We start from the raw sequence: 13,436 nt of genomic DNA, 5'->3' as shown, positions 1-13,436 counted from the left end.
TTATTACAGCTCACTTAAACGACGAGCGGCTTCAAGCAAAGTGCTTTCTTCTTTGGCAAAACACAGGCGGATAATGCGTTGATCTTTTGGCGGTTGCTGATAAAACACGCTGACTGGAATCGCGGCTACACCGACTTGGTCAATTAGCCACTCACAAAATGCCACGTCATCTAAATCACTGATCGCGCTGTAATCCAATAATTGAAAATACGTGCCTTCGCATGGCAGTAACGTAAAGCGGCTACCAGCTAGTGCATTTCTCAGTACATCACGCTTTTGCTGATAGAACGCAGCCAAGCCAGCACTCGCTTCCGGTAAAGCCATTAAATGCTCCGCTAAGGCTTGCTGCAAAGGAGTGGCGGTGCAGAAAGAAACAAACTGATGCACTTTGCGCAGTTCCACGGTTAATTCCGCTGGCGCCACAATGTAGCCAACTTTCCAGCCAGTTAAGTGAAAGCTTTTGCCAAAAGAAGAAACCACTAAGCTTCGTTTTGAAAGCTCTGTGTGTTTGTGAACACTTACTGCGGATTCACTAAAGTGGATAAATTCATACACTTCATCAGACAGTACATAAATGTCACGACTCGCAATCACTTGCCACAAGGACTCTAAGTCTTCTGCTAACCAACAGCTTCCCGTTGGGTTGTGTGGCGTATTGATTAAGACCAAACGCGTCTTATCACTAAGTAATTCAGAAAACGCCTGCCAATCAGGGCGAAACTCAGGCGCACTCAAAGTAACTCGACGACAAACACCACCCGCTAAGGTCACTGCTGGCTCATATAAATCGTAAGCGGGATCGAACAAAATAACTTCATCGCCATCATGCACTAACGCAGCAATCGCATCAAAAATGGCTTCCGACGCACCGCTAGTCACCGTAATCTCACTAAACGCGTTAACTTTTCGGTCGTAATGACGTTCGATCAAGCCGGCAATCGCTTCTCTTAAAATCGGCAAGCCAGTCATAGGCGAGTATTGATTATTACCAGTTAAAATCGCCTGTGACGCGCGTTCTAATAATCGAGCATCCGGTGGAAAATCTGGAAATCCTTGCGACAGGTTAATCGCGCCTTTCTCGACGGCTAACGCCGACATTTTTGTAAAAATAGTAGTGCCGACTAACGGCAACTTGGAAATAAGAGCTGAAGCGATGGTCACGGTGTTTTACCTTGTTAAAAGTGAGGCACGTACATTGGTAGATTGAAGCTCATTTTCCATGAAAAAAGAACATTGAGTCAAAGCCTATCGTCGCTATTTTCATAGTTATGTTTCATGCTCAAAATTCGGTTTTGCTTAACACCAAAAGCCCATTGTATTACTCAAAAAAATCTAACATTACAAAAATGGTACGTTTTTACGACACTATTAACTTGAGATAAAACGCTAAGAAATTAGAATATCTCAGATATCGTACTTTAGGATTAAAATATGTCTATTAAGGCAAAAACCACTTTCATTCTTTTACTATCTACTCTCTTATCGCTCTCCTTATTAACGAGCGTTATTTATTTCCAAACCAAGGAAAAATCAAGTGAGGCACTAGAACAATCTTCAACCGATAAATTGATTGCGGTCCGCGAAGCTCGTAAAAAAGGCATTGAACGTTATCTAAACTCTACTGTTAATCAAATAACAGCACAATCTAACAATCCAACCATTAAAAAAGCGATGGCTGATTTCAGTTCTGCTTTTGAAAATGAGAACACTAATTCGAGTATAACGACAGAAGAAAATACTAACCTAGTATCCTATTATGAAACTATATTTTCAAAAGAATATGAAAGACTAAACCATAAACCTATAGATATTAATAAGCTAATTGATTCTTTAAGTGCCAAAGAAAAATCTTTACAGTATCGTTACATATCGAATAACAAACAGCCTCTCGGTGCTAAACATAAACTGAATTCTGCAAACTCTGCAGCAGACTACGATAAGGTACATGCTCAATATCACCCTTATATCCGTAGTTACTTAGAAACATTCGGACTTTATGATATTTTCTTAATCTCACCTTCTGGCGAGGTGGTATATAGTGTCTATAAAGAAATAGATTTCGCAACTTCACTGATGAATGAAGCCAATATAGATAGCGGCCTAGCAAATGTCTTCCGTCAAGCAAATGAACTCAGCAACAACGAAAAATACGCTATTGTAGACTTTTCACCTTATACAGCTTCTTATGGAGCTGCAGCTTCATTTATAGCAAAACCGCTATTCGTAGACGGAAAAAAAGCAGGCGTATTAGCTTTTCAAATTCCCATAGATCAAATTAATAACATAATGACTGGCGATAATGATTGGTCAAACTCTGGTCTAGGTTTATCTGGAGAAAGTTACCTTGTAAACGATAATCTAAAAGCAGCAAGTATTAATCGTTTTTTAGCTGAAAACCCTGATAGCTATATAGCTAGTCTTAAAAACACTCAAATATCTAAAAAAGAAATAGAAGAAATATCACTTCGAAAAAATAATGTCGGAATTCAAACAATAGATACTCCGTCTGTCAGAGCGGCATTATCTGGAGAGTCTGGAAACAAGACAATCTTAGACTATCGTAACATTACTGTTTTATCCTCTTATACTCCAGTTAAAATCCCTGGTCTTAATTGGGTTTTGGTCAGCGAAATTGATACTAAAGAAGCGTTTCAAGCAGCAACAGATCTTGCTCATTCAACTCTAAATACAGCACTCTTTTCCTTGCTTGGAGCCAGTATTTTAGCTGTCATTATTGGATTGTTCTTTGCCAAAAAACTTACTATGCCAATACTAAAACTCAATCAATTTATTAATGATGTAACTTTTAATAAAGATCTATCTCAGAGAGTAAAAATAGAAGGTAAAGATGAAATATCAGAAATCAGTAGTAATATTAACAATTTATTAGAAACTTTTGAAAATATTGTTAAGCAAATAACAGGGACAACTAATCAACTTGCTACGTCCTCTGAGCATTTAGCTGATGTCAGCCACCAGACACAAAAAAATATGTTACAGCAGCAAAGCGAGAGCGAGCAGCTAGCTACAGCAATGCATGAAATGGTTGCTACAGTAAATGAAATAGCCAATAACGCATCAATGGCAGCCACCTCAGCCAGAGACGCGGATCAGGCTACAAAGATAGGTTTGCAGACTATTGAGGGTACTGAGGCTCATTTACAGAAATTAAATATTGAACTAAAGAATTCTTCTAATGTTGTTCATCGGCTCAGCGAAGACAGCCAACAAATATCTCAAATACTTGATGTCATTAACGGTATTGCAGAACAGACTAACTTGCTGGCATTAAATGCCGCAATTGAAGCGGCACGAGCAGGAGAGCAAGGACGAGGGTTTGCTGTCGTTGCAGATGAAGTTCGAACGCTAGCAGCACGAACCCAAGAATCCACACTAAAAATCAATGATATTATTAACATGCTTCAGAACCGTAGCAAAGAAGCAGTAAGCGCAATGGCTGTGAACGAAGAACATGCTAATAAAACGATAGAGCAGGCGTACAAAGCTAAAGATGCACTAGGCGAGATATCTAAAGGTGTAACAGAAATAACCGATATGAACATCCAAATAGCAAGTGCCGCCGAAGAACAAAGCCTAGTCGCGGAAGAAATAAATAAAAACGTTACACAAATTGTAATGCTAGGCAATTCTTCCTCTGAAGGGGCAAATGAAGTATCAGATGCTAGCGAAAATCTATCCAAAATCAGCAGCGAGCTTTTATCTTTAAGTGCTCAATTTAAAGTAAACAAATTATCTTAATTAAGGGATGCGGCAAATAATTCTCTTATTTTCCGCATCACATTCTTGCTTTGTATTCTCGTGCGTAATTACGACATTCGGCGATGCAGTTTAAGATTCTAGGATCTCTTTCACGACTCGCTAGACACACCATGACCACTTGCTGTTTCATATCGGCCATATTTTCCATCGATAATAATTTTATTTTGGTATCAAAGACATGCTCTACACGACGTGGCAATATGGCGTAACCAACACCGCCACTCACCATGCTCATTAACGAGAATATGTCCCCCAATTCCATCGCAATATTGGGTTGTATCCCTGCTTTCTGAAAGACTTTTTGGGTATCTGCTGAGGTAGCAAACCCATCTGATAGTGTGACAAAGTTTTCGTGCTGAAAATCCTCGAGCCTAATTTGGCTATTATTAGCAAGAGGTGAATCACAGCTCACGGCCAACATCAGCTCATCTTCAAAAAGAGGCAGGTGGGTATACTCTACATCATCAATGGTTTTTTCCGCTGAGATAAGAATCACATCGAGTTCAAAGGATCTTAGCTTGCCTAATAAAGAAGCATTTGAACCTAATGATAGCTCGATGTTTAAGTCACTTTTGCGGCGTTTAAGACCTGCAATTAGCTGCGGTAATGTGCTGATAGTGAGCGAATATAACGCTCCTAATTTGAATTGATTGGAATAAATACCGGCGACTTCTCGAGTGCTGGTGATCCCGTCTTGGAGGTCATTTAATACTTGTGTGACCCTTTCTTCCAACACTCTAGCGCTGGGTAAAGGCGTCAGTAATCGCCCTTCTTGTCGAAACAAAGGACACTTCAATCCTTCTTCAAGAGAGTGTATCGCCCGATGAACACTTACTGAACTGAGCTGTAGCTTCTCGGCCGCCTCAGACAAAGTACCCACTTTCATAAAGGTCAGAAACACTTCCAATTTTTTAAGTGTGATCATTTCATCAAACATAATTTTTCCCAGCTTTTTATTAGAGCGTCACTGCTCTCTATTATTTTTTCAAAGATTATTAGCATGAGAGTAATGATTCCACAAGCACATTGATTGATAGAGAATGCCTTCCTTCATACTGTGAAAGAAAAAAAACAGGATGAAGTGCGATGCAAACGAATACTGATTCTGGACATAATTGGTTCAGCCGTCGTCAAAATAAAGAACGCCGTATGTCAGATCTCAGTCATCTAGTTGACGGGTCTATCATTCCAACAGAGAACATCGTTGCTGCCATGGAGCAGTTAATAAAGCCTGGTGATAAAGTCGTACTAGAAGGCAATAACCAGAAGCAAGCCGACTTCCTTTCTCGTTCATTAGCAAAAGTCTCCCCTGATAAAATCAACAACCTCCATATGATTATGCCTAGCATCAGTCGATCCGAACATTTGGATCTATTTGAGATGGGTATTGCTCGTAAACTTGATTTCTCTTTTTCTGGCCCACAAAGCTTACGCATTGGCCAACTAATGGAAGATGGCCTTTTAGAAGTTGGCGCTATACACACCTATATCGAGTTGTATGCTCGACTTTACGTAGATCTTAATCCAAATATTGCACTACTAGCGGGTTTTAAAGCAGACAGATTAGGCAATATTTATACAGGACCAAGCACGGAAGATACGCCTGCGTTAGTTGAAGCAGCTGCATTTCGTGATGGTATTGTTATCTTCCAAGTCAATGAAATTGTCGACGATGTATCGGACTTGCCGCGAGTGGATATTCCGGCGTCTTGGGTCGATTACATTGTCTTAGCGGATCAACCTTTCTTCATCGAACCTTTGTTTACTCGTGATCCTCGCCTTATTACACCGCTGCAAGTTTTGATGGGCATGATGGCGATCAAAGGCATCTACGCGAAACACCAAGTACAGTCTCTAAATCATGGTATCGGCTTTAATACCGCAGCGATTGAGTTGCTCTTGCCAACCTATGGCGAGTCGTTAGGGCTAAAAGGCAAAATTTGCCGCCATTGGACATTAAACCCTCATCCAACCTTGATACCTGCGATTGAAACTGGCTGGGTTGAGAGCGTGCATTGTTTCGGCACCGAACTCGGTATGGAAGATTATATTGCCAATCGTCCAGATGTTTTCTTTACCGGTAAAGACGGCTCTATGCGTTCTAACCGTGCCTTTTGTCAGCTAGCAGGACAATACGCGGTTGATATGTTTATTGGCTCGACGTTACAAGTTGATGGCGATGGCAATTCTTCCACCGTCACACGAGGTCGTTTGGCCGGCTTTGGCGGCGCGCCAAATATGGGTCATGACCCAGGCGGACGAAGACATTCATCGCCCGCTTGGCTGGATATGAAGCCCGATGACTCTTTGTTAAGCAAAGGCCGCAAGCTTGTCGTCCAAATGGTAGAAACCTATCAAGACAGTAATAAATCGACCTTTGTAGAAGAGCTCGATGCTCTGGCCATGGCGCGTGATTACAAAATGCCATTGGCTCCGGTGATGATTTATGCCAGCGATGTGACTCATGTTCTGACCGAGGAAGGCATCGCTTATGTATACAAAGCCGAGTCACTAGAACAGCGCCGAGCAATGATCGCAGCAGTGGCTGGCGTTACACCACTAGGTCTCAGCCAAAACCCTGAAGTTACCGCTCAATTACGACGCGATGGCTTGGTTGCTTATCCAGAAGATTTAGGCATACGAAGAAGCGATGCTAGCCGGGATTTGTTGGCGGCTTCGAGTATTTCAGATCTTGAAACATGGTCGAATGGTCTCTATAAGCCACCTGCTAAATTCCGGAGCTGGTAATGACTATATTACTAAAGTTAGTGATGACCATCTTATTGAAAGATGAACAGTCTCTGGACACGACTAAGGTAAAACGCCTTGATGCCAAGAGTCTTGCTCGACTTGCTGCTCAGGCATTAAAGCAAGAAGCAACGTTGAGTCCAAAGCCAGCCCTCGTGGATTCACGAGGCTCTGGTGCCCACACTGATATGGATGTGGGTTTGTTAATGAGATCTGCTCATTGCCTCGAACCTTACTTTTGCAAGATGGCCGAAGCTGCCATCATGCACCCAATAGGTTCTGAGCTGCGTAGGAATATTGGCGCCATTGGTCGTGATGCAGAACGGGCGATGCGCCTTGAGACAAACGGCGTTAATACTCATAAAGGTGCAATCTGGGCATTAGGGTTATTAGTCGCGGCGGCGACTAAAGCCAGCTCACTTGATGAGTTGTTTAATGAAGCCGCTCATTTAGCAAACTTACCTGACGAAGGACTTAAAGCCGTGTATCTGAGTAACGGCTTACAAGTTCGCCACCAATATGGCTTATCAGGTGCGAAGGAAGAGGCGCAACAAGGCTTTCCTCATATCCAAGAACTCGGACTTCCCATGTTGTTCATCAGCAGAGCTCGAGGCGACTCAGAATCCGATGCTCAACTTAACGCATTATTAGCCATTATGACGCGACTTTCAGACACCTGTGTTGCGTCACGAGCAGGACTTGAAGGGGTAAATACCATGCAGCAAGGCGCTAATGCCGTGCTTGATGCGGGTGGTACAGGCACATTATTAGGTCGTCAGTTGCTTAACAAATTAGAGCAAGACTTATTGCGATTAAATGCCTCTCCTGGTGGCGCTGCCGATTTATTGGCTGCGACCCTGTTTATAGACAGCCTGACTCACCAGACTAGCCACTAATTTAGGAGTTTTTATGGATACTTTTCATATTGTTCGCCCTGCTCGTAAAGCCCCCATTAATCAAACCTTAGTGGGTTATGTTGGGTCAGGTGATTTAGAAGTCATGATTGATAACAGCGATAATCCTCAAGCTGACATCTATATCCACTCTTCTAGCTCGGCTGGAGAACAACGTTGGCTCGCTCTTATCGAACGTATTGAAGCCAGTCAGCCTTTACCCATGATGCGCATGGACATCCATGATTTTTCTGCAACACCGGGTGTGATTCGTTTACGTTTAGAACAAGCATTAGAGCAAGCCTTAACCAAGGAGGCATCTTATGAGTAACGCTCAAGACTCAAGATTAAACACTAACTTTGTTGAACAAGGCGCAAGAAAACGCATTGAATACGTATTGGATTCGGGATCGATGCGTGAACTGGTTACACCATTCGACCGAGTTATTTCGCCTTGGTTAGAAGTACAAGGCATTGTGCCTCAGTTTGATGATGGCGTAGTGGTTGCTCGTGGTGCTATTGATGGCAAGTCTGTGATTGCTATCGCGATTGATGGCAGCTTTCAGGGTGGCAGTTTGGGTGAAGTAGCTGGGGCAAAAATAGCGGGCGCTCTTGAATTAGCCGTTGAAGCGAACCAAGCAGGAGAATCAATTGCCGCTGTATTAATGTTCGAAACCGGTGGTGTTCGTCTACAAGAAGCAAATTTAGGTTTGGCCGCGATTGCCGAGATTCAATCAGCCATTGTGGCGTTACGAAAACTGCAGCCTGTTGTGGCTTTAATTACCGGTCCGGTTGGTTGTTTTGGTGGCATGTCTATTACCGCAGGTCTGTGCAGCTATTTATTAATGACTCGTGAAGGTCGCCTTGGATTAAACGGCCCACAAGTTATTGAGCAAGAAGCTGGTGTGGGTGAATATGACTCTCGTGATCGACCTTTCATCTGGAGTTTAACCGGAGGCGAGCAACGTTATACGACAGGTTTGGTTGACGACTTTTTTGGCTCAGATGTCATAGAAGTTCGTAACAAAGTACAAAAATATTTACGCAAAGGCGTACCAGATACCTTCCGCAGCGAAGCAATTCAGTCCTCTTTAGACAGACTAAAAAATGTAGATACGCAGCATCAAATCACCTCTGAAGCAGCACGTGAGATTTTCGCTAAGGGAGCATCATTATGAACACTGCAGCAATCAAGACAGATACCGTAAAAACGCACCGTGGTCGTGTTTGGTTTGATCTATTAGCAGACAATATGATGGTGCATGAAGGTGCCGTTCCCTCGGTGATGATTGCCAATGGCAACTTAGCTGAACTTCCATGCTCACTGATATTGGTTCAACCCGATAAAAATAACCTCTACCCAAGAGCCATTAATGGCGAGGTAGGGCTTTTGGAAGGTTGGGCACTGGCGGATGCTATCCATAATATTGTTTCTAAAGACGCTGAAAGCGAACAAAAATCAGCCATTATCGCCATTGTCGATGTACCTAGTCAGGCTTATGGACGAAGAGAAGAAGCGCTTGGTATTCACCAAGCCTTAGCGGCTGCCGTTTCTGCTTATGCTCAAGCCAGACAAGCAGGCCATCCCGTTATTTCGCTACTCGTCGGAAAAGCCATGTCAGGAGCATTTTTAGCTCACGGCTATCAAGCCAATACGATTCTTGCCCTAAATGACGATGGCGTCATGGTGCATGCGATGGGCAAAGCCGCGGCGGCTCGAATTACCATGCGCTCTGAAGAGGAATTAGATCAACTAGCCAAAACCATACCGCCAATGGCTTACGACCTTAAAAGCTTCGCAACGCTTGGGCTGATTGAAAAGTTTATCGATGTAAGCAGTGCTGATGCACCTTCTTCTAAAGATATTGAGCTAGTGCAAATCCTATTAGCCGATGCCTTAGAAAGCCTGAAGGGCGACACGCAAATAACAAAGCGTTTACAAGGTGAGAATAGAGGTGCATCGCGTCGAGTTCGTGAACTACTTCGCGCTCAATGGAAAAAGGCTGAGCCAAGCTTATGATCTGGCTGGCGCACGATTTACTCTGGCTTGACCGTTCTTTGCTTGTTGCTGGTGCTGAAAAACCAGACCTACCTGATTGGGTAACAAGTGGAAATGGCCCAGTTGTCGTGCGCCGAGAACTGGTTTCGATAGCAGAGCTTGTCGCAGTAGGTGTTCGTGGTGCTAACAAAAGTGAACGTTGTGCCGCTTATGCTCCTCTATCTGCGGTGCAGTCGAGCTTAACGCCTTATGAAATAACAAGGGCACAAGCTTGGTTAGATCATCAAGATCGCTTTAAAGCCCCCGTTTTACAGGCTCTGGAAATAGTCGCCCAAATGCTCAACGGTCATAATTTAGAGTGGGGGATTACCGGAAGCCTTGGTTACGAGCTTGCAACTGGAGATAAGCAAATCCATGCGAAAAGTGATCTGGACTTAGTCATCAAGGCACCAAAGCCATTAAGTAAATCCTTTGCACGGGAGCTATTGAAAGAGCTAGGCGAATTACCATGCCGCCTAGATATTCAAATCGAAACAATGACCGGAGCAATGGCATTATTAGAGTGGGCTGGTGAAAGTTCGACAGTGCTTATTAAAACGGAAAAAGGCCCATTTTTGGTCGCTAATCCTTGGGAAGGAGGTAGGCAATTATGACTCAAGTATTTACCTTTCCGGGGCAAGGGTCGCAGCGTGCTCACATGTTACAAAACTTACCAGATCATCCTAATGTGACCCTTATAAAACAACAGGCTGAGGATATCTTAGGCGTAAAACTAAACGCACTAGATTCCCAAGAAGCGCTCACTGATACGGTGAATGTGCAGCTTGCCCTATTAATTTGCGGAGTAGCTTGGGGCCGATATTTACAAAATGCAGGAATAAAACCTGACTATGTTTTAGGCCTTTCTATCGGTGCATACCCTGCAGCAGTGGTAGCAGGAAGTCTAGATTTTGGCGATGCATTACGATTAGTAAAAGCTCGCGCCGATTCCATGAAGTCAGCTTACCCTAGTGGATATGGCATGCTTGCAATCACCGGAGCAGAATTTAAACATGTGCAAGCCGCCGTAAATTTACTTCAAGAAAAGGGCGAAAAAGTTTATCTTGCTAATCTTAATGGAGAATATCAGTTCGTCCTTGCTGGAGAAAAGCGAGTTTTAAAAAACGCAGCTGAACAAGTTAGAAGCCAAGGGATTGGTGCAAGCGTCTTTTTAGATGTAACCGTACCCTCGCACTGCCCTCTACTCAAAGAGCAGTCGGAAAAACTTCTTGCCATGTTTCAAGCCATCACGTTGAAGACATCTAACAGTCTATATGTCAGTGCCGCCAAAGCTCGAGTCTTACGCAAGCCTGATGATATAAAAGAAGATTTAGCACTAAACATGGCACACCAATTACATTGGTATGACAGCTGTCAGATGCTTGCTGAGCGAGGTGTAAACAAAGCTCTAGAAATGCCTCCTGGCAGTACTCTGACAGGGCTATTTCGGAAGGTTTTAAACGGTGGTGAATGCTACAGTATCGAAAACATAAATCTTAAGACTATTTTATGAACACACCTAAGAACATGAGGCTGAAGCCGGGAGGTAAACACAACTTTATAGACCAGTGCAGTACTTTCATCCAAAAACAAAAATGATAAGAGTGGGAGAAAAAAATGATTATTTACGGCGTCGCGTTATTATCAATATGTACGTTAGCAGGGATTAGTATAGGGCAGATTTTAGGCAACTTAATGGGTCTTCCTGCGAATGTTGGCGGTGTTGGTATTGCCATGATCTTACTAATTGTTGCAGGCAGCTATTTAAATAAAAAAGGCTATATCGATGCAAAAACAGAGCAAGGTGTTGAGTTCTGGAGCGCCATATACATACCTGTTGTTGTCGCTATGGCTGCAACACAAAACGTTCATGGTGCATTAAGCGGCGGCCCAATGGCAATCCTTGCCGGCGTCATGGCGGTTGTTGTCGCATTTGCTTTAGTGCCTGTTATTGATCGTATGGGAAACAGCGACAATACAGAATCTGCTAATTCCACTAAATCAACTAATAACCTATAAGGTGACTGTATGTTCGAATCTTTACTTTTAGTTAGCACGAAATACAGCTTAATCACTGGATTTGCCGTTATAGGTTTTACTATGTGGGTCTCGTATTGGCTTTCAGCTAAATTGACTCAAGGTCGTATCCATGGCTCGGCTATTGCGATTTTATTGGGCTTAACTATGGCCTATTTCGGCGGCCTTTTCACTGGTGGCAGTAAAGGCGTTGTAAACGTTCCTTTATTATCTGGTATCGGCTTACTAGGCGGCTCAATGTTGCGAGATTTCGCCATTGTCGCTACAGGCTTTGGTGTCAAAATAGATGAATTAAAACGTGCAGGAATGGCTGGCGTTACCGCCCTTATCGTCGGTATTTTTTCTTCTTTTATCGTTGGTGCTGTCGTAGCCGTAATGTTTGGCTATACCGACGCCGTTAGCATAACCACCATTGGTGCTGGAGCGATCACTTATATTGTTGGACCTGTAACGGGTGCTGCAATAGGCGCAAGTTCAGAAGTTATGGCATTGTCCATTGCAGCTGGTTTGGTGAAATCAATCCTTGTTATGGTGGCAACACCATTTGTCGCGCCGCTTATTCGTCTTAATAACCCAAGAACAGCCATTATATTTGGTGGTCTGATGGGAACATCGAGCGGTGTTGCTGCAGGACTTGCAGCGACTGACGCCAAACTTGTTCCTTATGGCTGTATCACTGCAGCCTTCTACACAGCTCTTGGCTGTCTTTTAGGGCCTTCTATTCTATTTATCGCCGTAAGAGCAATCCTCCCTGGCTAATTGAGCCATCAGAAACAAAAACGCCAAGGCAAATGCCTTGGCGTTTTTGTTGGCTACATCAAGTTGACATATTACGCCGTCATAAACGGATAATCTGTATAACCTTCTTTACCAGACGTGTAGAAAGTATTTGGATTAGGCTCGTTTAATTCCGCTCCAGCTTGAACGCGTTCAACAAAGTCTGGGTTAGCAAGAATGCCTTTGCCAAACGCCACACTGTCTGCTTGATTACTCTCAATAACCTGATTGGCTTCTTCAGGTGAATAACCCATATTGACCATTAAATGGCCTTTATAAGATTCACGCGCCGCGCTTACAACGTCAGCTTGTTGCAAACCAAAGAAATCCGCACGCATCAAATGTAAGTACGCCAAGTTAAATCGGTTTAGGTGTTCACTCAAAAAGCGCGTCCAAGCCACAGGGTCACTCTCTTTCATGCTCTGGAAGCTGTTAAGCGGCGATAAACGCAAGCCCACGCGCTCACTGCCCAATACTCCCGTTACCGCATCAAGTACTTCCATCAAAAAGCGCGAACGGTTCTCCAAAGAACCACCGTATTCATCAGTACGTTGATTTGAACTTTCACGCAAAAATTGATCGATCAAATAACCATTCGCACCATGAATTTCTACGCCATCAAAGCCAGCTTCTTTCGCATTGATCGCGGCTTGGCGGAAATCATTAACAATGCTTTTTATCTCATCAACGGTTAATGCACGAGGTACTGCGTATGGTTTTTTACCTTCTGGTGTATGAGTTTCACCATCGATAGCAATGGCACTGGCAGAAACCGACTCTTTGCCACCATTCAACAAAGGATGCGCTGCACGCCCGCCATGCCAAATTTGCATAAAGATACGACCGCCTTTTTCATGTACAGCGTTTGTCGTTAGTTTCCAACCTTCGATTTGCTCTTGGGAATAAATACCTGGGTCGTCACCAAACGTCGACGTACCTTCCGTTACCATGGTGCATTCCGTAATCAACAATCCGGTACTTGCTCGTTGAGCATAGTACTCGGCCATCAAAGCATTTGGTTGATGTCCGGGCGCTCGAGTACGTGTCAAAGGCGCCATGATAAAACGATTTGGCAACTCTAAGCTTCCCAATTTTACCGGGCTGAACAGGTTTGTTTCTGTGCTTGTCATTATGAACTCCAGAATAAGTTTCAATCTTGATAT

Annotated in this window: 13 protein-coding genes; 10 read left to right on the top strand and 3 right to left on the bottom strand. The window is 43.5% G+C overall.

All coding sequences use genetic code 11. The annotated features are described in order from the left end of the window. Positions 1-3: 3 nt before the first annotated feature. Positions 4-1,161, bottom strand: coding sequence for a methionine aminotransferase (locus TY87_RS05875; protein WP_100186357.1), 1,158 nt, complete (start codon positions 1,159-1,161; stop codon positions 4-6). 270 nt (positions 1,162-1,431) lie between these two features. On the opposite strand from TY87_RS05875, the gene TY87_RS05870 reads away from it, so the two are divergent. Beyond that, positions 1,432-3,759, top strand: a complete 2,328-nt coding sequence (locus TY87_RS05870) for a methyl-accepting chemotaxis protein (RefSeq protein WP_072838542.1) — start codon at positions 1,432-1,434, stop codon at positions 3,757-3,759. 37 nt (positions 3,760-3,796) lie between these two features. On the opposite strand, the gene TY87_RS05865 is transcribed toward TY87_RS05870, so the two are convergent. Continuing rightward, entirely contained in the window at positions 3,797-4,717 is a 921-nt protein-coding gene (locus TY87_RS05865) for a LysR family transcriptional regulator (RefSeq protein WP_232617077.1), read from the bottom strand. 149 nt (positions 4,718-4,866) lie between these two features. Between TY87_RS05865 and mdcA the strand changes: the two genes are divergently transcribed. The 9 genes from mdcA to madM all read left to right on the top strand — a co-directional run bounded on the left by mdcA (position 4,867) and on the right by madM (position 12,255). Then, positions 4,867-6,528 (top strand): malonate decarboxylase subunit alpha, encoded by a 1,662-nt coding sequence (mdcA, locus tag TY87_RS05860; RefSeq protein ID WP_072838544.1) that lies wholly within the window; start codon positions 4,867-4,869, stop codon positions 6,526-6,528. Then, complete coding sequence (locus TY87_RS05855) at positions 6,528-7,424, top strand: triphosphoribosyl-dephospho-CoA synthase (protein WP_198432047.1); 897 nt, start codon at positions 6,528-6,530, stop codon at positions 7,422-7,424. The genes mdcA and TY87_RS05855 overlap by 1 nt, the downstream gene beginning before the upstream one ends. Positions 7,425-7,437: 13 nt before the next feature. Then, positions 7,438-7,752, top strand: coding sequence for a malonate decarboxylase acyl carrier protein (locus tag TY87_RS05850; protein WP_100186355.1), 315 nt, complete (start codon positions 7,438-7,440; stop codon positions 7,750-7,752). Next, positions 7,745-8,599 (top strand): biotin-independent malonate decarboxylase subunit beta, encoded by an 855-nt coding sequence (locus tag TY87_RS05845; protein ID WP_100186354.1) that lies wholly within the window; start codon positions 7,745-7,747, stop codon positions 8,597-8,599. Before TY87_RS05850 ends, TY87_RS05845 begins: the two co-directional genes overlap by 8 nt. Beyond that, entirely contained in the window at positions 8,596-9,441 is an 846-nt protein-coding gene (gene mdcE, locus TY87_RS05840) for a biotin-independent malonate decarboxylase subunit gamma (RefSeq protein ID WP_100186353.1), read from the top strand. Before TY87_RS05845 ends, mdcE begins: the two co-directional genes overlap by 4 nt. After that, entirely contained in the window at positions 9,438-10,073 is a 636-nt protein-coding gene (locus TY87_RS05835) for a malonate decarboxylase holo-ACP synthase (RefSeq protein WP_100186352.1), read from the top strand. Before mdcE ends, TY87_RS05835 begins: the two co-directional genes overlap by 4 nt. Further along, on the top strand, positions 10,070-10,972 hold the full coding sequence (locus tag TY87_RS05830) for an ACP S-malonyltransferase (protein WP_100186351.1): 903 nt from the start codon (positions 10,070-10,072) through the stop codon (positions 10,970-10,972). The genes TY87_RS05835 and TY87_RS05830 overlap by 4 nt, the downstream gene beginning before the upstream one ends. A 104-nt stretch (positions 10,973-11,076) precedes the next feature. Beyond that, the gene (madL, locus tag TY87_RS05825) at positions 11,077-11,478 is read left to right on the top strand and encodes a malonate transporter subunit MadL (RefSeq protein WP_072838550.1); all 402 of its coding nucleotides are present in this window, start codon (positions 11,077-11,079) and stop codon (positions 11,476-11,478) included. 9 nt (positions 11,479-11,487) lie between these two features. Continuing rightward, positions 11,488-12,255 carry a malonate transporter subunit MadM gene (gene madM / locus TY87_RS05820; RefSeq protein ID WP_100186350.1) on the top strand — a complete coding sequence of 256 codons (768 nt, stop codon included), beginning with the start codon at positions 11,488-11,490 and terminating at the stop codon, positions 12,253-12,255. 71 nt (positions 12,256-12,326) lie between these two features. Here the strand turns inward: madM and TY87_RS05815 are convergent, their stop codons facing one another. Beyond that, positions 12,327-13,403: an alkene reductase gene (locus TY87_RS05815; RefSeq protein ID WP_100186349.1), complete on the bottom strand. Its 1,077-nt coding sequence runs from the start codon at positions 13,401-13,403 to the stop codon at positions 12,327-12,329. Positions 13,404-13,436: the final 33 nt, after the last annotated feature.

This window comes from Marinomonas sp. BSi20584, assembly GCF_002792415.1.
Classification (GTDB): Bacteria; Pseudomonadota; Gammaproteobacteria; order Pseudomonadales; family Marinomonadaceae; genus Marinomonas; species Marinomonas polaris.
The sequence above is the reverse complement of the archived record's forward strand: the minus strand, read 5'-3'. Positions and strand labels throughout refer to the sequence as shown.